The 18,660-nt window shown below is 62.7% G+C and carries 18 protein-coding genes and 4 pseudogenes; 8 read left to right on the top strand and 14 right to left on the bottom strand.

From position 1 onward, the window contains the following. The first annotated feature begins 198 nt into the window (after positions 1 to 198). The gene (locus DXK50_RS07415) at positions 199 to 648 is read left to right on the top strand and encodes a hypothetical protein (RefSeq protein WP_212629851.1); all 450 of its coding nucleotides are present in this window, start codon (positions 199 to 201) and stop codon (positions 646 to 648) included. On the opposite strand, the gene DXK50_RS07410 is transcribed toward DXK50_RS07415, so the two are convergent. Beyond that, entirely contained in the window at positions 649 to 1,698 is a 1,050-nt protein-coding gene (locus tag DXK50_RS07410; RefSeq protein ID WP_212629850.1) for a GGDEF domain-containing protein, read from the bottom strand. A gap of 185 nt (positions 1,699 to 1,883) precedes the next feature. Between DXK50_RS07410 and DXK50_RS07405 the strand changes: the two genes are divergently transcribed. Then, positions 1,884 to 2,744, top strand: a complete 861-nt coding sequence (locus DXK50_RS07405; RefSeq protein WP_212629849.1) for a CAP domain-containing protein — start codon at positions 1,884 to 1,886, stop codon at positions 2,742 to 2,744. Between the two features lie 9 nt (positions 2,745 to 2,753). Here DXK50_RS07405 and DXK50_RS07400 read toward each other — a convergent pair whose 3' ends face one another. Continuing rightward, positions 2,754 to 3,341: an NADPH:quinone oxidoreductase MdaB gene (locus tag DXK50_RS07400; protein WP_212629848.1), complete on the bottom strand. Its 588-nt coding sequence runs from the start codon at positions 3,339 to 3,341 to the stop codon at positions 2,754 to 2,756. Between the two features lie 151 nt (positions 3,342 to 3,492). Between DXK50_RS07400 and DXK50_RS07395 the strand changes: the two genes are divergently transcribed. The 3 genes and pseudogenes from DXK50_RS07395 to DXK50_RS25430 all read left to right on the top strand — a co-directional run bounded on the left by DXK50_RS07395 (position 3,493) and on the right by DXK50_RS25430 (position 5,228). Next, positions 3,493 to 3,789, top strand: a complete 297-nt coding sequence (locus DXK50_RS07395) for a putative quinol monooxygenase (RefSeq protein WP_161865873.1) — start codon at positions 3,493 to 3,495, stop codon at positions 3,787 to 3,789. Between the two features lie 104 nt (positions 3,790 to 3,893). Next, positions 3,894 to 4,643: pseudogene (locus DXK50_RS25435) on the top strand (PAS domain-containing protein); the annotation flags it as partial. After that, positions 4,623 to 5,228 carry a methyl-accepting chemotaxis protein gene (locus tag DXK50_RS25430; RefSeq protein WP_438810730.1) on the top strand — a complete coding sequence of 202 codons (606 nt, stop codon included), beginning with the start codon at positions 4,623 to 4,625 and terminating at the stop codon, positions 5,226 to 5,228. The pseudogene DXK50_RS25435 and the gene DXK50_RS25430, both read left to right, overlap by 21 nt. On the opposite strand, the gene DXK50_RS25425 is transcribed toward DXK50_RS25430, so the two are convergent. The 3 genes and pseudogenes from DXK50_RS25425 to DXK50_RS07380 all read right to left on the bottom strand — a co-directional run bounded on the left by DXK50_RS25425 (position 5,225) and on the right by DXK50_RS07380 (position 8,547). Beyond that, a complete protein-coding gene (locus tag DXK50_RS25425) occupies positions 5,225 to 5,647 on the bottom strand; it encodes a CZB domain-containing protein (RefSeq protein ID WP_249186742.1) in 423 nt (140 codons plus the stop codon). The genes DXK50_RS25430 and DXK50_RS25425 overlap by 4 nt on opposite strands. Before the next feature lie 42 nt (positions 5,648 to 5,689). Then, a pseudogene (locus DXK50_RS25420) lies at positions 5,690 to 6,025 on the bottom strand (methyl-accepting chemotaxis protein); the annotation flags it as partial. Between the two features lie 512 nt (positions 6,026 to 6,537). Beyond that, positions 6,538 to 8,547, bottom strand: a complete 2,010-nt coding sequence (locus DXK50_RS07380) for a peptidase U32 family protein (RefSeq protein ID WP_212629846.1) — start codon at positions 8,545 to 8,547, stop codon at positions 6,538 to 6,540. A 114-nt stretch (positions 8,548 to 8,661) separates the two neighbouring features. On the opposite strand from DXK50_RS07380, the gene DXK50_RS07375 reads away from it, so the two are divergent. Next, positions 8,662 to 9,498 (top strand): YecA/YgfB family protein, encoded by an 837-nt coding sequence (locus DXK50_RS07375; RefSeq protein ID WP_461818596.1) that lies wholly within the window; start codon positions 8,662 to 8,664, stop codon positions 9,496 to 9,498. 76 nt (positions 9,499 to 9,574) lie between these two features. On the opposite strand, the gene DXK50_RS07370 is transcribed toward DXK50_RS07375, so the two are convergent. From DXK50_RS07370 to DXK50_RS25410, 9 genes and pseudogenes are all read right to left on the bottom strand, one after another. Further along, entirely contained in the window at positions 9,575 to 10,396 is an 822-nt protein-coding gene (locus DXK50_RS07370; protein ID WP_212629844.1) for an HDOD domain-containing protein, read from the bottom strand. A gap of 186 nt (positions 10,397 to 10,582) precedes the next feature. Continuing rightward, complete coding sequence (gene eco, locus DXK50_RS07365) at positions 10,583 to 11,059, bottom strand: serine protease inhibitor ecotin (RefSeq protein WP_212629843.1); 477 nt, start codon at positions 11,057 to 11,059, stop codon at positions 10,583 to 10,585. Between the two features lie 197 nt (positions 11,060 to 11,256). Then, positions 11,257 to 11,919, bottom strand: a complete 663-nt coding sequence (locus DXK50_RS07360) for a cytochrome c oxidase assembly protein (protein WP_212629842.1) — start codon at positions 11,917 to 11,919, stop codon at positions 11,257 to 11,259. After that, the gene (locus DXK50_RS07355; RefSeq protein ID WP_161865881.1) at positions 11,909 to 12,499 is read right to left on the bottom strand and encodes an SCO family protein; all 591 of its coding nucleotides are present in this window, start codon (positions 12,497 to 12,499) and stop codon (positions 11,909 to 11,911) included. The genes DXK50_RS07360 and DXK50_RS07355 overlap by 11 nt, the downstream gene beginning before the upstream one ends. 230 nt (positions 12,500 to 12,729) lie before the next feature. Next, entirely contained in the window at positions 12,730 to 13,077 is a 348-nt protein-coding gene (locus tag DXK50_RS07350) for a cupin domain-containing protein (protein WP_013716543.1), read from the bottom strand. A 213-nt stretch (positions 13,078 to 13,290) separates the two neighbouring features. Beyond that, positions 13,291 to 13,770, bottom strand: coding sequence for a phage infection protein (locus DXK50_RS07345; RefSeq protein WP_212629841.1), 480 nt, complete (start codon positions 13,768 to 13,770; stop codon positions 13,291 to 13,293). 209 nt (positions 13,771 to 13,979) lie between these two features. Beyond that, on the bottom strand, positions 13,980 to 15,071 hold the full coding sequence (locus DXK50_RS07340) for an SMP-30/gluconolactonase/LRE family protein (protein ID WP_212629840.1): 1,092 nt from the start codon (positions 15,069 to 15,071) through the stop codon (positions 13,980 to 13,982). A 208-nt stretch (positions 15,072 to 15,279) separates the two neighbouring features. Beyond that, positions 15,280 to 15,708: pseudogene (locus tag DXK50_RS25415) on the bottom strand (methyl-accepting chemotaxis protein); the annotation flags it as partial. Positions 15,709 to 15,813: 105 nt separating this feature from the next. Continuing rightward, positions 15,814 to 16,590, bottom strand: a pseudogene (locus DXK50_RS25410) (PAS domain-containing protein); the annotation flags it as partial. Positions 16,591 to 16,769: 179 nt separating this feature from the next. Between DXK50_RS25410 and DXK50_RS07330 the strand changes: the two are divergent. Continuing rightward, positions 16,770 to 17,513 (top strand): class I SAM-dependent DNA methyltransferase, encoded by a 744-nt coding sequence (locus DXK50_RS07330; RefSeq protein WP_212629839.1) that lies wholly within the window; start codon positions 16,770 to 16,772, stop codon positions 17,511 to 17,513. A 110-nt stretch (positions 17,514 to 17,623) separates the two neighbouring features. Next, positions 17,624 to 18,637 carry a sterol desaturase family protein gene (locus tag DXK50_RS07325; RefSeq protein ID WP_212629838.1) on the top strand — a complete coding sequence of 338 codons (1,014 nt, stop codon included), beginning with the start codon at positions 17,624 to 17,626 and terminating at the stop codon, positions 18,635 to 18,637. The last annotated feature ends 23 nt before the right edge of the window (positions 18,638 to 18,660 follow it).

The raw sequence follows: 18,660 nt of genomic DNA, 5'->3' as shown, positions 1-18,660 counted from the left end.
CCGTTCGCCCATGTTCAGCCTTTCATTGGCCGCCGGCTGCGCCGCTAGCGGCATGAGGGCTCCGTGCACCGGAAAAACCTTGCCTTGCGGTGGCAAGTCACTGCCGCTAAGGCATGCGACGAGCCCGTGATCAGAGGCTGGCAGCGGCTGGCCCGAAACCTGCTTTGCCTGTGGCGAATGCTTTTGGCGGGAGGCCATATGACCAGCATCAACAACAGCACGCCTGCCATGCTCAGCTACTACGGCAGCCAGCTCAACAATCGTTCCAGTGCCGCCAGCGGTGAAGCCGACAGCCAGACTGGTCAGGACCCGCTGGGCGATCTGCGACGTTTCGCCAAGCAGGTCGTCGCGCGCAGCGAGGGTGGACTGCTGCGGGCGATGAACGGCGGCGCGGCGACGCCCGCCAATGCCGCGCAGCGCGGTGCCGAGGGTCAAGCCGCGGCGCCCTCGGTGATCCAGTTGCCCGATGTGACGCAGCTCGATCGCGACGATGCCGCCAAACTGCTGCAGCAGGTGCAGAAGATGGTCGATGCCGGCCTGGACGGCAGCGTTCGCATCGCCGGGCACAATGGCGACAAGCAGACCGACTCGCTGGAAACCTACCGCCAGTGGCTGCAGGAAAAGGGCGGGCTCAGCGTCTACGCCTGATCAACCCAGGGCGGGTTTGCCGTCACCCATGTCTTCACGGGTGATCACACGGTTGCGTCCGGCACGTTTGGCGGCGTAGGTACGTCTGTCAGCCGCCAGCATCAGCGCGTCGAGGGTTTGTCCGTCCATTCCGAAGCTCGCCACACCGGCGCTCAGCGTCATGGGCAGAGCGCTGCCATCAAAGGTCAACGGCTCCGCTGCCAGACGCTCGCGCAGATTCTCGGCGATGTCCCGGGCCTGCGTCGCCGTGCTGCTCGGCAATAGCACGGCGAACTCCTCGCCGCCCAGGCGGCAGAACAGATCATTGATGCGCAAGCGTTGCGCCAGCACCGTGGCGAAGTGGGCCAGGGCGCGGTCTCCGACCTCATGGCCGAAGCGATCATTGATCTGCTTGAAGTGATCGATATCGAGAAACACCAGCGAAAGCGGGGTGCCATTGCGTAGCGCATGGGCGCGTTCGCGGTCGAACACCTCGGCCAGTTTCAGCCGGTTCGGCAGGCCGGTGAGCGCGTCGGTGGTGGCCTGCTCGGTCAGACGCTTTTCGTTGAGAATGCGGCTGCGCTCGTAGATGTGGGCGAAAATCATCACCGCCAGACTGGCCAGGCCGAGATTCGCGACGATCTCGATGTTCTGCAGCAGACTTTCGGAAGAAAACCGCCGAGTGAAGACAAACAGGCCGATGCCGACGAACAGCACCGAGCCGTACATGCCCAGGCGCAGCCCCAGCAGCAGATAGCAGATGATCGGAATCGACTGTATCCAGGCGAACACTGCGAAGGAGGTGTGGGTCTGAGCCAGCGCCACGATCATGATGCTGAAGAACGGCAGCAGGTAAGCCGCGGTCAATAGCTGCAGGTTGCGGGTTCGGTCGAGGATGGTCAGCAGATACAGCGATATGGCGGCGTAACCGAGCTCCAGACCCGCCAGCAGCCAGTTATCGTGCAGCAGGTTGACCACGGAGAAGAACAAACCGCCGCTCAAAGTGATCCATAGCAAGGCTTTGAGGACCAGGCGTCGATGTTGCTCATTCTTGGCGAAGTAACCGGGCATCAGTGTTCTCGAGCGGAGTGGAGCAAAGTGCGCAGAGCGCGATGGCGGCAGGTGGCGTCATGCAGGAACCCTGCCGAGTGCTGGCGAGTCCATGATTCGCAGGCATTCGAAGGGACGAGGAAACGCGCCATGATAGTGCGCCGGGAAATACGTCAGAATCACGACGTTAGTTGGGAGAGGGCTGTATGACAACAACGATGGACAAACGGGGCTGGTATCGCTGCCTGCTGGCGCTGCTGCTGATGGGGGTTCTGCATTCGGCTCAGGCCGGCGAGGACCTGGCACTGATCGAGACGATCAACGCCTATCGCAGCGACGTGCAGCGCTGCGGCGTGCAGGCCTCCGAACCGCTGCCGCCGTTGACCAACGACCCGCGCCTGATACTGCCGGCCAATGGTACTGCGGATCTGCAGGATGCCCTGAGTGCCTCCGGTTATCCGCTGGTCAACGTTCAGGCCATCACGCTGTCTGGCCCGCGAAACGCGCAGGCGGCGATGCAGGCGTTGAGCGAGAGCTTCTGCCGCGTGCTGCTCGACCCCCAATTCATCGACATCGGCGTCAGTCAGCAGGATCGAGACTGGCGCATCGTGCTTGCACGGCCACTGCTGAGCGGGCGCCTGCAAACCTGGCAGACCGAGGGGGAAAGTCTGTTACTGCTGATCAATTCCGCCCGCGCCGAGGCGCGCCTGTGCGGCGACCAGGCATTCGCCGCCACGGCGCCACTGGTATGGAATGCCGCATTGGGCAGCGCCGCCGAGAGTCATAGCCGGGCCATGGCCAACGGCAACTTCTTCGCTCACCAGGGGCGTGACGGTCTGACGCCGGGAGATCGGGCCGAGCTGGCAGGTTATGCTGGCACCAGGGTCGGCGAGAATATCGCCGCTGCGCTGGACACCACCGCCAAGGTGGTCGAGGGCTGGCTGGCCAGCCCCGGGCACTGCGCCAACATCATGAACCCGGAGTTCAGCGAGCTGGGCGCTGCCTACGCCAATGACCCGCAGAGCGACGCCGGCATCTACTGGACGGCGCTGTTCGGCGGGCAATGACGGCTTGATTCAGCTGACGCCGAACACCTCGGCCAGGTGCTGCTCGTAGCGCGCCACATCACGTTCGATGTCAGGCATCTTCATTACGTCATTGCACAGAAAGCTGGGCAGGGCGCTCATACCGAGGAATTCGTTGGCCTTGTGGAAGGGGAAGTACACCGCGTCCACACCTTTGCCTTCGAAGAAGTCGCTGGGGTCTTCGAAGGCCTGCAGCGGAGCGTTCCAAGTCAGCGAGAGCATGTATTGCTTACCCTGGATCAGCCCGCCGCTGCCGTACTTTTGCGAGGCATCGGAGCGCGTGCGCCCGTCGTTGGCGTAGAGGCTGCCATGACCGGCGGTGAACACCTCGTCGATGTACTTCTTCACCGTCCAGGGGGCGCCCATCCACCAGCCCGGCATCTGGTAGATCACCACGTCGGCCCAGAGGATTTTCTGCACTTCTTCGTCGATGTCGTAACCGCCATCGATAAAGGTGGTCTTGATGTCGAAGCCGGCGCGATCGAGGAAGGCCACGGCAGCATCGTGCAGGGTGGCGTTGTACTGGCCGTTGGAATGGGCGAAGGTTTTGCCGCCATTGAGCAGGAGGATCTTTTTCATCGGGGTTCTCCAGAAAATGTGCCGGCAGGTTATCCGGCCCCACGCGGGCGAAATACCCCGAAGCGATCAAATCATTATTGACTAAACGTCATGAAACTAGATGAGAATCCTGCGTTAAGGTGAAGCTTCTTGTTACCTCGGGAGTCCCTTCATGCACGCCTTCATCCTTCACGCTCACACCCGGCCCGAGCAGGCCGAGGCTTTCGAGCAGCTGTTTCAGGCTTACGTCGAACCCAGTCGAGCCGAGCCCGGCTGCATCCAGTACCACATGCTGCGCGACGCGCAGGACCCGACGCTGTTCATCTTCTTTGAGGTATGGGCGACACCGGCGGCACTGGCCGAGCACATGGCGCTGCCGCATATGCGTGCCTTCCATGAGCGGCGCATGGATTATCTGCGCCGTGATCTGGAGATGCGTGAAGTGGTCATGCTCAGCCCTGCTGCTTGATCCCGTGCGCCGACGCGCTTGCCTCTGACATTTTTTTTATACGCCTTCTATGCTTGAGCTGAAGTTGGCCTGGCTCAACGCAGGGACAGCCGACGCTCTGGAGAATGACTGCTTGGAGAAGGCGCATGTTCGCTAATCGATTGAAAAGGGAATTGCAGGATAAAGATGCCGAGCTGGCGCTGTACAAGCAGCTCTACGAGGGCATCCGGGCGCAGAAAATCATGCTGTCGATAGATCCCGATAGGCGAATCGTCGACTGTAACGACAAGTTCGCCCGTTTCGTCGGCTATGCACCCGAGCAGCTGCAAGGGCGCCCGCTGAGCGACATCGTGCCGGCTTACGTCAAGGATTTGCCGTGCTTCAAGAACCTCAACGCGGCGATCACCTCGGGGAGTTCGGTCAGTGATCGTTACCGCTTCCTGCGCAGCGATGGTGCGCTGGTATGGGTGCAAGCCTCCTGGATGCCGCTGGCCGACGAGCGTGGTGTGGTGCGTAAGATTCAGTGCATCGGCAGCGACGTGACCGAGAGCATGAACGAGGCGCGTGAGAACGAGGACTTCATCAATGCCTTGCTACGCTCCACTGCGGTGATCGAGTTCGATCTCCAGGGGCATGTGCTCAATGCCAATCAGCAGTTTCTCGATGCCATGGGCTACAGCCTGGAGCGGATAAAGGGCCAGCATCACCGGATCTTCTGTGAGCCGCAGGAGGTGTCCTCCAGCGAATACGCCCGGTTCTGGGAGCGGCTCAACCGTGGCGAGTTCGTCGCCGGGCGCTTCAAGCGGGTGGACAGCCATGGCCGGTCCGTCTGGCTGGAGGCTACCTACAACCCGGTGCATGACACGCAGAACCGCCTGTACAAGGTGGTCAAGTTCGCTACAGTGATCACCGAGCAGGTCAACCGTGAGGAGGAGGTCAACGACGCCGCCGACACCGCCTACGGCATCTCCCAGCGCACCGACACCACTGCTCAGCACGGCGCACAGGTAGTGACCGAGACCGTGCAGACCATGCAGCGTATCGCCCAGGAAATGACGTCGGCGTCCGAGGGTATCGAAGCCCTCGGCAAGCAATCAGTTCTGATCAGTACCATGGTGCAGACCATCGGCGGCATCGCCCAGCAAACCAACCTGTTGGCGCTCAACGCCGCTATCGAGGCGGCGCGGGCTGGCGAGCAGGGACGCGGCTTCGCGGTCGTGGCTGACGAGGTGCGCCAGTTGGCCAGCCGCACCAGCAAGGCCACCGAGGAGATCGTCGGGGTGGTGCAGGACAACCAGAAGCTGGTGGATGCTGCGGTACGCGACATGGCCAGCAGTCGCGCCCAGGCCGAGACCGGACTGACCCTGGCCAACCAGGCGGGCGACGTCATCGTCGAGATTCGCCAGGGCGCCAAACAGGTTCTCGGAGCGGTGGAGCGTTTCGCCCGGCAGTTGCACTAGGCCGGTACGGCGCGCAGACGCGGACGCTCCAATGGTGCCGTCAGGCCCTTGTCGTATTCGTAGAGCACTTTGCTGACGATGCGCATCACCTCGATGTTGGCATCCTCCATGGTGGTCAAATTGTCCAGCGTCTCCTGCAGCTGACCTTCGGCGAAGGCGGTAATGGCCTGGGCACCGCACTGGTGAACCTGCTCGTGTGGGTGTTCGATCTGGCGGAACTCGCGGTTGCCCTGCAGCGCCGCGTTGCCTTCGCCGTAATACCAGCGGCCAAACAGACACTGTTCTTCGGTGGGCAGGTCGCGGACATCGCTCTTGCCGCTGAGAATCGCCTGATAAACCGAGGCCTTGAGCGATAGCTCGGCAAGGTTGGCGAGTTCGATGCCGGAGCGAAAGAACGACTGGCTGATCTCGTGGTGCATGCGCTGCGCCTGGCCGTGAACGTTGAGCATGGCACCGCTGGCTTCGGTGGTCATGGCATGGAAGTGCCCTGCACTGCCCACGTGTTGCTGGATTTCCTGCTGAGCAGCGTGGATCACGCTCTGGATGTCTGCCGTCTCACGAACGATGTCCTGAGTTGCGCTGGCAGTTTTCTCTGCCAGGTCGCGGATTTCGCCAGCGACCACGGCGAAGCCGCGACCGGACTCCCCTGCGCGCGCCGCCTCGATGGCTGCATTGAGTGCCAGGAGGTTGGTCTGGCTGGCGATGCTGCCGATCAGCCCGACGATGCGGTCGATCTCGCTGGCGCGCTTGACCAGTTCCGAGATGCGCTGATTGAGACTGGCCAGACCGTCTTCCATGCGTTGCGATTCCTCCTGCAACTGACCGAACTTGAGCTTGTTCTGGATCGCCGCATTCGCTACGTCCTGGGCGCGGCGATTGTTCTCATCGAGACGTGCGTTGAGATATCCGAAGGAATCACCGACATGCCCGATCGACTGGCCGAACTTGAGCAGGTTACTCGCCAGCCCCTGGTAGAAGCGCAGGTCGTTCTGCAGACGGGTGTCCTCATCGCTGGCTTGCAGTGCAGCGCGCAGATGCTGAGTTTCCTGTTCGCTGGCCGCGAGGCGAGCGAGCAGGGCCTGATGGTCGGCTTCGAGGCTGCGATGACGTTTGGCGCTGACGAAAAGCATGGCGGTATCTGGTACGAAAGGAAAAGGTCGCGAGGGACGTTTCAGTTTTCGTGCCAGCACCTGGCGTCTTGAAAATCAATGACTTGGCGTTTCGAAGTCATTATGACGAGATGTCAATCTGACATCTCGTGGTGTTAATGACCTGATTTACCCGGCCTGCCATCAGGCCGTGGCAAGCGTCAATGGCTGTAACCCGGCTTCTGGCGAATGGTCTTGAGCAGGTCGTCCGGGCTGATGTGGCCGACCACCTGGGCCGCGGCGCTGCCTGGCTGTGGCAGGTCGAGGATGTGACCCTTCATCTTGCCGATCACGTGCATCTCGCACGGCTTGCAGTCGAACTTCAGCGTCAGCACTTCATCGCCATGCACCAGTTGCATCGGCGCCACCTTGGTGCGCACGCCGGTCACGCCCTTGGCCTGTTTCGGGCACAGGTTGAAGGAAAAGCGCAGGCAGTGCTTGGTGATCATCACCGGCACCTCGCCGGCTTCCTCGTGGGCCTCGTAGGCCGCGTCGATCAGTTGCACGCCGTGACGGTGGTAGAAGTCGCGGGCCTTCTGGTTGTAGACGTTGTAGAGAAAGCTCAGGTGCGATTCCGGATACACAGGCGCCGGATCGGTTTCGGCCTTGCGGCTGCCGCGTGGATGGGCAGCGACGCGCGCTTCGGTCAGTGCCTCGATGGCCTCGCGGCGCAAGGCCTTGAGCTGCGAGTTGGGCACGAAGAAGGCCTGAGGGGCATCCAGCGTCACGCCCTGCGCGTGGTAGATGGTGGTGCCGAGCTGGGTGAGCAGATCGCGCAGGCCGTCCAGCGCCTGTTCCGGTTTGTTGGCCGCGCCGAACGGGCCGGGCAGGGCGACCTCGATGCTGATGCCTTCTTCGCTGGTAGCGGTTAGCGTCAGGGCATTCTCACGCAGCACGGCCTTCCAGCTGACGCCGATGCGTCGCTCGGCGCTGGTGCGCTGCAGCGCCTGTTGCCAGTTGTGGTCGAGGTTGCGGCTCAGCGGATGATTCGGGCGCAGGCGGAAGAGCCCTTCGGGCATCTCGTTGGGCTCGACACGGTAGCGGTAGCGCTTCTCGCCGTCCTCTTCGAACTCGGCTTTGAGCTCGGCGATATTGGCGCGGAAACCGACGACCTCGCGCTTGACCAGCACGTTGAGGCCATCGCCGTTGGACAACGGCTCATGGGTGACGGCGATCAGGTCGCGCTTGTTCACCTTCTCGACATGGCCGACAGACAGCCCGGTGAAGGTCGGCGAGTCGAAGGCGCCGATGTCCACCTTGCGCTCGGTGACGAAGTAGTCGGTGCTGCCACGGTGGAAGGTCTTGTCCGGATCGGGCACGAAGAAGTGCGCGGTACGACCACTGGAGGCGCGGGCCAGGTCCGGACGGTCTTCGAGAATCGCGTCGAGTTCGCGGCGGTAGTGGGCGGTGATGTTCTTCACGTAGGCCACGTCCTTGTAGCGGCCCTCGATCTTGAACGATCGCACGCCAGCCTCGACCAGGGCGCGCAGGTTGGCGCTCTGGTTGTTGTCCTTCATCGACAGCAGGTGCTTCTCGTAGGCGATCACGCCGCCTTTTTCATCCTTGAGGGTGTAGGGCAGGCGACAGGCCTGCGAGCAGTCGCCGCGGTTGGCGCTGCGCCCGGTCTGCGCATGGGAGATGTTGCACTGGCCGGAGAAGGCCACGCACAGCGCACCGTGGATGAAGAACTCGATGGCCGCGTCGGTGGCATCGGCGATCTGGCGGATTTCCTGCAGATTCAGCTCGCGTGCCAGCACCAGCTGGGAGAAACCGGCCTGGTCGAGAAACTTCGCCCGCGCCAGGGTGCGGATATCGGTTTGGGTACTGGCATGCAGCTCGATGGGCGGAATGTCCAGTTCCATCACCCCCATGTCCTGCACGATCAGCGCATCCACGCCGGCGTCGTAGAGCTGGTGAATCAGCGCGCGCGCCGGCTCCAGCTCATCGTCATGCAAAATGGTATTGATCGTGGTGAACACCCGCGCGTGATAACGGCGGGCGAATTCCACCAGCCTGGCGATATCGCTCACCTCGTTGCAGGCGTTGTGCCGCGCGCCGAAGCTCGGGCCGCCGATGTAGACGGCGTCGGCGCCATGGAGGATGGCCTCGCGGGCGATCTCGACATCGCGGGCAGGGCTGAGCAGTTCCAGGTGGTTCTTGGGCAAGGACATGATGTTTTTCTTTATCAGGCGGCACGGGCAAGCTGCGCATTGTAGCGGCAGCCCGTGGCATCGGCATCCGTCCCGACGAGCGCACCTGCGACAAAGCCCGGAAACGGTACGCAGATGGGTAGGAGCGAATTTGTTCGCGATCATGGAGCCGCACCAAGCAAAAGCCTATCGCGAGTAAATTCGCTCCTGGCGATATGCCGGGTTGCAGATTTTGGCGTTTCTAGGTCTGCAAGCCCGGCGCTCAGGCTGTTTCGCGGCGGCCAACTGTGGGACAGTAGCGCCCTTTTTTCAGTGAGAGGCGTGGCGATGGACAACAGAGGCCTGGAGAAGCTCGATCAGTGGCTGCTCAAGTACGGCAACGATGACTCGATCCTCTCTGCCAGCGAGCTGGACGGCTATTTCGCGGCCATCGTCTCTGCCCCGCGCCAGGTCGCGCCGGCCGTCTGGTATGCGGCGATCTGGGCCGGCCAGCCGCCGCAATGGCCGAGCGACAGGGACGGCGAGCGCTTCATGAAGCTGGCCGTGGAGCTGATGAGCGAAGCCACCTACATGCTCAGTGAGGAGCCGGACGACTACGAGGCGATCTTCCTCGCTGATGACAAGGGCAAGGGCGACAAGCTGATCGTTTCCGAGTGGTGCGCCGGCTACCTGCGCGGCGCGGCGGTGGCCGGCTGGCTGGAGGAGTCGCTGCCCGACTCGGTGGCGGCAGCTATGGCGTTGATCACCCTGCACGGTGACGAAAGCGGCACCGAGACGCTCAAGGCGATGTCCGACGCCGAATACGATGCCAGCACGGCGATGATCGAGCCTGCCGCCGTCGAGCTTTACGAGTACTGGCAGCAGAACCTGGACCCGCTGCTGCCGGTACGCCGCGATGAGGCCAAGGTCGGCCGCAACGACCCCTGCACCTGCGGCAGCGGCAAGAAATACAAGCAGTGCTGCATGCGCTGATTGCGTGTGCGCTGCAGCCAGTCGGCTGAGTTCGATACCTCAGCCGTCTGGTGGTTACGGTGTTGAAGCGCGCCCGTCAGCCGAGCAGTTCGGCAAATGCCTTGTCCGCCTCCAATACTGCCGGCAAGGCTTCGAACAGCTTGTCCAGATCGACCTCTTCGAACAGCGGGCCGTCCAGGCTCTGCTTGGCCTGCTCGTTGACACCATGCGAGTCGATGGCTTCGGCGACTGTGACTGATTGCGCGACCAGGCGCGCATAGCGATTGTCGCCAGGCGCCTGGGTCGGACGCGCCTGGTAGGCGATGGCGTGCTGGATCAGTGCCGGCAACTGCCAGCGCCGCGTCAGTTCGGCGCCGACCTCGGGGTAACCGAAGCCCAGCTGCAGGGTCTCCTCGGCGGCGTGGGCAGCGGCCTCGCGTTTCGGGTGGCGGTTTATACGCCTGGCGAAATCCGGCGCACCGGTCTGGATCAGCAGCTCGCCGATGTTGTGCATCATGCCGCAGGTGAAGGCCGCGTCGGCGTCCAGCTTGAGCTGCTTGGCCAGGCAGCGGGCGATACTGGCGACGCGGAAACTGCGAATCCAGAAACCCTTGAGGTCGAAGCCGGTATCGGTCTTGAACGCGCCGGTCATGGCCGAGGCCAACACCAGCGTACGCAGCGTGTTGAAGCCCAGGCGCATGGCGGCGTCTTCGACGCTCACCGCTTCGCGGGAGCCGCGAAAGCGAGGTGAGTTGGCCAGGCGCAATACCTTGGCGGCGATAACCGGATCGCGTTCGATGTTGCGCGCCACGCTTTCCAGGCTGGAGGAGGGGTTGTCGAACTGTTGGATCAGCTCCTGCGCGACCTTCGGAATGCTGGGCAGGGTGTGCAGTTGGGCAAAGAGGCTATCAATATCCATGTGGGCTCCGGTAGATACGGGCGCGATGCTGGCGCTCGGTGAGAAGGTGCCCTTTGAGCATAGCCGCGTCGGCCATCGCATCCAGTCTCGCAGCCGCTGGCTAGAGCTTTTTTCACCGCTCGGCCCACTCTTGCGCAAGCGCAGCGAAGCACGGGCCGTCCATGGCCGGTGCGGCAGCGTCCGCCGTTACTGGCGCGGCGCTGGGCTGGTCTCGCCCGTAGCCGACCACAGGCGATAGCGCACCTCGATATCGTCCGGCGTATAGATCACCAGCGGCAGCTTGCTGTTGTAGCGCAGCAGTTGCGGCTCGCCGCCGACGCGCACGAATGCCTGCTTGCGGCTGCCGTCCGGGCAGGCCATCTGCGTGCTCACGGCCGGACCTACCCGGTCCAGTTCGTAATAGCTGTAGCCCCAGCCCTCGACGGTCTTTTCCTGCCACCGGCCGCCCAGGCGTTGCTGATTACAGTCCACCTCCAGCGTTTTGCCGGCGATGATTTCTACCTTGTACTCGGCTTCGTTGGCTTGCGCCGGCAGCTCGATCACGTGGCGGCTGTAGCCTGCGGCCGCCGCAGGGTAGGGTTTCAGTGCCTCGGGCGTGGCGGCGCAGGCCGCCAGCGGCAGCGCGCAGACGAGGGTGAATAACGGCAGTTTGCGTCGGTTCATGATGATTCCTTGCTGAAGGGCCTTTTGAGCCATCCGTGATTGGGAAACCGCCGGGTCGGCGGAGCAGCACAGACCCTTTTCAATAGGTCAGGTTCCTGCGCTTTTCAAGCGGCCTCAGGCGCCATGCCCTCGCTTTCGCTTCGTCATGCCGGGATCATCGCCAGACTTCTGTCGCTGGCCATAACCGCACCCTAAGGTCACCGGGCGGGCCCCGCCTCGTCGCCGAGCAGGGACTCGTCATCCCTGAGCAAGCGGCCTGCCAGCGCCAGCGTGGCGCCGAGATAGACCACTGCACTCCAACCTGCCATCAGCATGCCGCCCAGGCGCTGGTCGTCCAGGGCCTGCAGGCCGAAAGCGCCCAGGCAAAGCTCTGGAGGATAAATGAGCTGTGGCGCCATGATCAGTACGACGCCCAGCATGGTCATGTGGGCAAACGTCAGGAAAAAGCCACACAGCGTCAGCACCAGCCCCTGCTGTGAACGCCTGGCGAAACCCAGTAGCCAGATGGCCAGGCCAACGGCAAGGAAGCTGGCCTGCTGCAGCACGAACAGCGGAGCATGCAGAGCGGCGGCTTCATGCAGGGCGGGCAGGTGCCAGCCCCATACCACCAGTAACTCGGCGATGAAGGCCAGGCTCAGCCAGGTTGCGCTTGAGTAGCGGTCAAGGCAGAGCCCGGCGCGCGCCATGCCGATAGCCAGCAGAGGGGCCGCGAGTGCCACGACGCCCAGGTGCAGGATCATGTGCAGCGAGAATGCCGTGCGGCTCATGGCAGGCAAGGGGCCCAGCCAGAGCGCTGCCAGTACCAGCAGGCCGAGGTACAGCGGCCAGTTAGGTGATGACTCAGCGCTTTCAGTCTGCATCGAGGTGGTTACCGATACTGCGTGCCAGGTGCTCGGGCGTGACGTTCTGTGCGAACAGTTCAACGAGGCGTCCGTCGGGCGCCACCAGATAAAGACCAGTGGAGTGTTCGAGCAGGTAGGTACCCTTGGCCTCGCGTCGTGATACGTAGACACCGTAAGCATCGGCAGCCTGGCTCACCTGTCGGGCGCTGCCGCTCAGGCCGAGAATGCGTGGGTCGAAGAAACTCGTGTAACGCTGCAGAAGCTGTGGGCTGTCGCGTTCCGGGTCGAGCGTGATGAACAGGGGTTGCAGGTGGCGGCTGCGTGGCCCGAGCTTGTCCAGTGCCGTGGCGACTGTGGCCAGGGTGGTGGGGCACACGTCCGGGCAGTGTGTGAAGCCAAATGACAGCAGCATCCAGCGTTCGGCAAAACTGTTCTGGTCAACGCGCCGGCCCTGATGGTCGACCAACTCGAATGGCCCGGCGACCTTCCCGACCAAGGCCGCTGGCGGTACTGCAGCCGGCCACAACCTGTAGGCCAGCGGCAAGCCCGCCAGCAGCAGGCCGATGCAAATTACCGCGCGCCATAGTGATCGCTTCATCCTGCCATCCCGAATTGCATCCCGATCTCTACAGACCCGCAATCGGCCATTGGGTGCCCGAAAGATCTGTGGTTCGTTTGCATGACGGCCGGGCGTGCTGGCTCAATAGCCCTGCACGGCGGTGGGGATGCTGGAGGCGTGCGCGCCCCGGAGTGGCGATACACGCCGCGCTCTACGGCGGGCAGGTCGGTGGGCGTCGTGCGGACGCACACCGATACGAGGTGCAGCGATCAGGCGAAAACGAAGTACTTGCGCACCGTCTCGACCACTTCCCAGGTGCCCTTCATGCCAGGCTCGACCACGAAGATGTCGCCGGCCTTGAGGTGAATCGGCTCCATGCCGTCCGGGGTGATGATGCAGTAGCCTTCCTGGAAGTGGCAGTACTCCCACTTTACGTACTCCACGCGCCATTTGCCGGGCGTGCAGATCCAGGTTCCCATGATCTTGCTGCCATCGTCGGACGTATAGGCGTTGAGATTGACGGTGTGCGGGTCACCTTCGATGCGCTCCCACTTGCAGGCATCGACAACGGGCATCGGCTGGGTATCGCGCAGAACGGTGATCGGTTTGTTGGCCATGTGGCGCTCCGGTATCGGTCTAAAAGAGCCTTCACCATAGAGCGGGGGCGGAGTGTCGGGTTGCCTGGGGTCGACACGGGGCTATTCATTCGCGCTGTGGCCGACGGGCTTTTTCAGCGCTTGAAAAAACAAGGCCGGCTTATCAGGCCGGCCTTTTCGGGCTGCATTTGCATCGAGTCATACGATGTTCTCGAATAGTGGGTGAAGGCCGTATCAGGCGGTGCGGTTCTGGATCAGACGGTCAGAGCCACCTTCAGCGACGCGGTTCTGGATCAGACGATCGGAGCCACCTTCGGCAACGCGGTTCTGAATCAGACGATCGGAGCCACCTTCGGCGACACGGTTCTGGATCAGACGGTCGGAGCCACCTTCGGCGACGCGGTTCTGGATCAGACGGTCGGAGCCACCTTCGGCAACACGGTTCTGGATCAGGCGGTCGGAACCACCTTCGGCAACGCGGTTCTGGATCAGGCGGTCGGAACCACCTTCGGCAACGCGGTTCTGGATCAGACGATCGGAGCCACCTTCAGCGACGCGGCTTTCGATCAGACGATCGGAGCCACCTTCGGCAACGCGACTTTCGATCAGGCGATCAGAGCCGCCTTCGGCGACTGCGGGTTGGGTGGAAGAAGCGGCGAATACGTTGGCTGCCAGTACGGAGAAAGCGAAGCTGAGGATGAGTTGGCGTTTCATGATGTCGTGCTCCAGCGGGGTTGTGGTTGGGTATGGAGCAGATGTTACGCACTGGATTTTTTCAGAGAACTTCATTGGCATGATGGTGAACATCGATGCCGCTGATGTTTGCTGCAATGCGCGAAGCAGAGCCCTTCGAGGGGTATTGGAGAGGGTTGTTCGCGCCTGGGGCCGGGCAGGCCACGGCCGGATCGGCCGTGGCGCAGCGGTTACTGGACGAAGGTGGCGCCGCGTGCGTTGACGAACAGGGAATAGATGCCATGGCTGCTGGCCATGAACAGGCGATTACCTTTCTCGCCGCCAAAACACAGGTTGGCGCAGCGCTCCGGCAGTGAGATATGGCCGATAGCCTTGCCCTGTGGGTTGAATACGCGCACGCCGTCGAGCTTTTCCGGATCGCTCTCGGCCGAGCCGTTGCTGCCCCAGCCGCACCACAGGTTGCCGAATTCGTCGCACTTGATGCCATCCAGCGCGCCAGTGTCGGTGGCTTCGATGTGTTTGCGGCGTTGACCGAGGCTACCGTCGTCGTTCACCTGATAAGCCCACACCAGACGATGCGGCTTGGCGCGACCTTCGACGATGTACAGGGTCTTCTCGTCGGGTGAGAAGCACAGGCCGTTGGGGCCGGCCAGATCGTCGACCACACGGGTCACCTGCTGCGTTTCGCCGTCGATGCGGTAGACGCCATGGGGCAGCTCCGGCTCGATCTTGTAGCCCTCGTAGAAGTTGCCGGTCTGGAAGGGCGGGTCGGTGAACCAGACGGAGCCGTCGCGCTTGACCGCGAGGTCGTTCGGCGAGTTGAAGCGCTTGCCGTCGAACGAGTCGGCCAGCACGGTAATGCTGCCGTCGTGTTCGGTGCGGGTGATACGCCGGCCAAGATCCTGGGTGGTCGAGCCCTCACAAGCGATCAGCCGGCCCTGGCGGTCGCGCGCCAGGCCATTGGAATAGTTCGATGGTTGGCGGTAGACGGCCAGCGACTGGCTGATCTCATCCCAGCGCATGATGCGGTTGTTGGGGATATCGCTGACCAGCAGGTAGCGACCATCCCCGAACCACACCGGGCCTTCGGCCCAGCGGATACCATCGGCGAGCTTTTCCACGCTGGCGTTGAACAGGCGCAATTGCAGGAAACTGTCATCCAGCGCCTTGACCGCGCCGGACGGGTAGCGCAGATCGAGAGGCTGCGTGGCATTGGCCAGTTGCGGGAGCAGAGACGCAGCGCTGGCGGCGGCAGCGGAACAGACCAGCGATTGCTTGAGAAAATGGCGGCGTGAGCCGTCGGGGCGTCGTTCGTCATTCATCGTGAGGTTCCTTGTTGTTCTTGTTGATCGCGGATGCGACTTATAGAACTTATACGATGTATGACAACTTTGAAAATACCGACGCCTCAACTTATTCAGGTTAGCCTCGGCTTGGCTCTGGATAAGGCTGTTGAGGGCGTCTTGCAATAGCGGGTTGTGTGATGACCGTCCAGGCGGCACGCCATCACGGCATCGGCGGTGTCCTGCGTCACAGCTGCGTGGCGAAACTTTCGACCGCCCTGACCACGCGCCGTGCGCCGTCCTGGATTTCCTCGATGACCTGGCCGGCCTGGCCCGACAGTTCAAGGCCCAGCTCGGCCTGGGTCTTGCCGCGATCGATGATCTCCACTGCACGCTCGGCCAATTGCTGGTTTTGCCCAACCACCGAGGTGATTTCTACCGTTGCTGCGCTGGTGCGCGAGGCCAGCTGCCGAACCTCGTCGGCTACCACCGCGAAACCGCGACCCTGATCTCCGGCACGTGCCGCCTCGATGGCCGCGTTCAGAGCCAGCAGATTGGTCTGGTCGGCGATGCTGCTGATGTTCTTGACGATGGAGCCGATCAGCTGGGATTGCTTGTCCAGCGCTTCGATACCCTGGGCTGCTTCCTGCATGCGTGCGGCCAGTTCGGTCATGGCATCGAGCATCTGCTGCACCACCGAGGCGCCGTTGCGTGCGCTTTCGTCAGTGCCCTTGGACGTCTCGAAGGCAATGCCTGCGGCCTGAGCCACGGCCTCCTCGCGCTGCACCTGGTCGGTGATCACCGTGGCGAACTTGACCACCTTGTACAGCTTGTCGTGGGCGTCGGTAATGGGGTTGTAGGACGCCTCCAGCCATACGTCGCGGCCGTGGCTATCGAGGCGGCGAAAGCGGTTGACGACGAATTCGCCACGGCGCAGTTGCTCCCAGAATCGCTGGTACTCGGGGGAGTTGTACTCGCTCGGGTCGCAGAAGATGCGGTGATGCTTGCCCTGGATTTGCGCCAGGCTATAACCCATGGCATCGAGAAAGCGCTGGTTGGCGGTCAGGACTTCACCGTTCAGATTGAACTCGATCACCGCGGTGGAGCGCTGCAGGGCCTTGATCAGGTTCTCATGCTCGCGAGAGGTGACGATGGTACGGGTCAGGTCGCTGGCGTGGATCGAGAAGTAACGGATGCGTCCGCTGCTGTCACGCACTGGCTGCAGGATCGAGCGCAGCCAGGCTTCCTCGCCATCGCCGCGCACCAGCCGGATCACCCCGGCGAGATGCTCGCCACGCTCCAGCGCCTGGCGCACGCGGTGGTGGAAGTCGAGACCGCGCACATGTTCGGGGATCAGCGCCAGCAGGGGCTGGCCTTGCAGCCGCTCCGGCGTGTAGCCCATCTCCTTGAGAAAGTTGTCGTTGGCGCGCGCGATGCGACCTTGCGGGTCGAGCATCAGCACCAGCATTTCCTCTTCCAGGCTGGCGCGCACCTGCTCAACGGAAGAGAAATCGTCACGCAATGCCTGCAACTCTTGCTTCAGTCTTCCATTGAACATGTGGGTCATCTCGATGAAGGTTGACGCCATTGTTTCGGCTGCAACCGCCAGGAGTTTAGCGGGGGCGCGGCACGTACCGGCCCGTTGGGAATAGCCGTCAGCGCAGCGAAGTTTCTCTATCGGCGCGCGGCTGCGCTTGCGATATGATGCGCGCCCCTCGACTCCCCTGACGGGTCACCATGTCCGGCAACGCTCTCTATACCGACCTGTCGGGCTATTACGACCTGATGTGCGCGGACATCGACTACGCCGCGCAGAGCCACTGCGTGCACCGCCTGCAGCAGCTGTTCGGCAACGGCGGCAAGCGCCATCTCGACCTGGCCTGCGGCACCGGCCCGCACGTGCGCCATTTCCTCGATGCCGGCTACGCCAGCAGCGGGCTGGACATCAACCAGCCGATGCTCGACCGCGCCGCCCAGCGCTGCCCCGAGGCACGTTTTTTCCGGCAGGACATGTGCGGCTTCCAGGCCGACCAGCCGCTGGACCTGATCACCTGTTTTCTCTACTCCATCCACTACAGCGCCAGCATCGAGCGGCTCAAGGCCTGTATCGCCAGCGTACACCGTGCCCTGGCGCCGGGCGGGGTGTTCTGCTTCAACGCCGTGGACAAGCAGCGCATCGACAACGCTTCGTTCGTATCCCACAGCGCGCAGCATGGCGAAGGGCAGTTGCGTTTCAGCTCCGGCTGGTTCTACCGCGGTGAGGGCGAACAGCAGGCGCTGCGCCTGCGCATAGAACGCACCCAGGGTGAGCAGAGCGAGATCTGGCACGACGAGCATCCGATGGTGGCGGTGAGCTTCGCTGAGTTGCAGACCCTGCTGGCGCCGTATTTCGAGGTGCAGGTGCTGGAGCATGACTATCAACGCCTGGCGCAGTGGGATGCCAAATCCGGCAACGCGCTGTTCGCCTGCAGCAAACGCTGAGCCGTATGCGGCTGTGCTGGCTCAAAGGTGTGCTTAGGTAACTATTCTCATTTGCTAAAGCATCATTCTTGCTTATCATTCCGCCACTTTTGCCGGGGGAGGCTGGAGTGATGCAAGAGCTGTCGCTGGCAGCCGATCCGTTGACCGACCTGCTGGCCGTCGTGGTCAGGCAGTTTCAGGGCCTTTTCGACCTCAACGGGCGTATCGGCCTGGTCTTCATCCTGCTTTCCTACAGCGTGGCCTACCTGCTTTACCGCCGGCGGCGCGTGAGCAGCGGCATTGCATCGTTCTGGCAGTTCATCGGTGGGCGCCAGGTGCTGCTGCATCCTTCGGCGCTGCTCGACTACCGCTACTACTTCGTCCGTGCTCTGCTGCGCGTGCTGCTGATCGTGCCGGTGATCGGCTTGGTCGACCCCTATGTGCTGCATTCGGCCGACTACATGGCCTTCTTCACCAATCTCTGGGGCGCGCGGCCGCAACTGGGTGAAAACCTTGGCCTGAGCCTGCTCTACGGCCTGGGCGTGTTCCTGATCAACGACTTCGCCAGCTACTGGACGCACCGCGCCTTCCACTCGCGCTGGTTGTGGGAGTTCCACAAGGTTCACCACGTCGCGCCCGTACTGGTGCCGCTTACTGCCAGCCGTGTGCATGTCGTGGAAAAGCTCGCCGACAGCCTGCTGACGCTGGTACTGCTGGGCGCCTACTCCGGGACGTTCTGGTATCTGTGCGGGGGCGAGATCAGCCGCTACACGCTGTTCGGCGTGACCTACCTGGTGTTCATCTTCAACTGCCTGGCGGCCAATCTGCGTCATACGCATATCTGGCTCTCCTTCGGGCCCAGGCTGGAACACCTGCTCAACAGTCCGGCGCAGCATCAGATCCACCACAGCGATGCCCCGCACCACTTCCACAAGAACTTCGGCACCAACCTGTCGATCTGGGACTGGATGTTCGGCACGCTCTACACCACCACGCACACCCCGGAGCCGCTCAGCTTCGGCACCGCCGAACGCGATGCGCATCGTTACCAGAGCCTGTACAGCCTGATCGTGCTGCCTTTCATCGATACTGCGCGCAAGGCGCTGCACAGCATCGAAGGGCGATACCTGCGCCGCAGGGTTTAGCGCGGACGGCGCCGCGGCCATCC

This window comes from Pseudomonas sp. KB-10 (genome assembly GCF_018221585.1).
GTDB classification, from domain to species: Bacteria; Pseudomonadota; Gammaproteobacteria; order Pseudomonadales; family Pseudomonadaceae; genus Aquipseudomonas; species Aquipseudomonas yangonensis.
The sequence above is the reverse complement of the archived record's forward strand: the minus strand, read 5'-3'. Positions and strand labels throughout refer to the sequence as shown.

Coding starts and splice junctions, on each gene's coding strand:
- DXK50_RS07415 (WP_212629851.1), top strand. CDS start 199: ATGACCAGCATCAACAACAGCACGCCTGCCATGCTCAGCTACTACGGC.
- DXK50_RS07410 (WP_212629850.1), bottom strand. CDS start 1,698: ATGCCCGGTTACTTCGCCAAGAATGAGCAACATCGACGCCTGGTCCTC.
- DXK50_RS07405 (WP_212629849.1), top strand. CDS start 1,884: ATGACAACAACGATGGACAAACGGGGCTGGTATCGCTGCCTGCTGGCG.
- DXK50_RS07400 (WP_212629848.1), bottom strand. CDS start 3,341: ATGAAAAAGATCCTCCTGCTCAATGGCGGCAAAACCTTCGCCCATTCC.
- DXK50_RS07395 (WP_161865873.1), top strand. CDS start 3,493: ATGCACGCCTTCATCCTTCACGCTCACACCCGGCCCGAGCAGGCCGAG.
- DXK50_RS25425 (WP_249186742.1), bottom strand. CDS start 5,647: ATGCACCACGAGATCAGCCAGTCGTTCTTTCGCTCCGGCATCGAACTC.
- DXK50_RS07380 (WP_212629846.1), bottom strand. CDS start 8,547: ATGTCCTTGCCCAAGAACCACCTGGAACTGCTCAGCCCTGCCCGCGAT.
- DXK50_RS07375 (WP_461818596.1), top strand. CDS start 8,662: ATGGGTAGGAGCGAATTTGTTCGCGATCATGGAGCCGCACCAAGCAAA.
- DXK50_RS07370 (WP_212629844.1), bottom strand. CDS start 10,396: ATGGATATTGATAGCCTCTTTGCCCAACTGCACACCCTGCCCAGCATT.
- eco (WP_212629843.1), bottom strand. CDS start 11,059: ATGAACCGACGCAAACTGCCGTTATTCACCCTCGTCTGCGCGCTGCCG.
- DXK50_RS07360 (WP_212629842.1), bottom strand. CDS start 11,919: ATGCAGACTGAAAGCGCTGAGTCATCACCTAACTGGCCGCTGTACCTC.
- DXK50_RS07355 (WP_161865881.1), bottom strand. CDS start 12,499: ATGAAGCGATCACTATGGCGCGCGGTAATTTGCATCGGCCTGCTGCTG.
- DXK50_RS07350 (WP_013716543.1), bottom strand. CDS start 13,077: ATGGCCAACAAACCGATCACCGTTCTGCGCGATACCCAGCCGATGCCC.
- DXK50_RS07345 (WP_212629841.1), bottom strand. CDS start 13,770: ATGAAACGCCAACTCATCCTCAGCTTCGCTTTCTCCGTACTGGCAGCC.
- DXK50_RS07340 (WP_212629840.1), bottom strand. CDS start 15,071: ATGAATGACGAACGACGCCCCGACGGCTCACGCCGCCATTTTCTCAAG.
- DXK50_RS07330 (WP_212629839.1), top strand. CDS start 16,770: ATGTCCGGCAACGCTCTCTATACCGACCTGTCGGGCTATTACGACCTG.
- DXK50_RS07325 (WP_212629838.1), top strand. CDS start 17,624: ATGCAAGAGCTGTCGCTGGCAGCCGATCCGTTGACCGACCTGCTGGCC.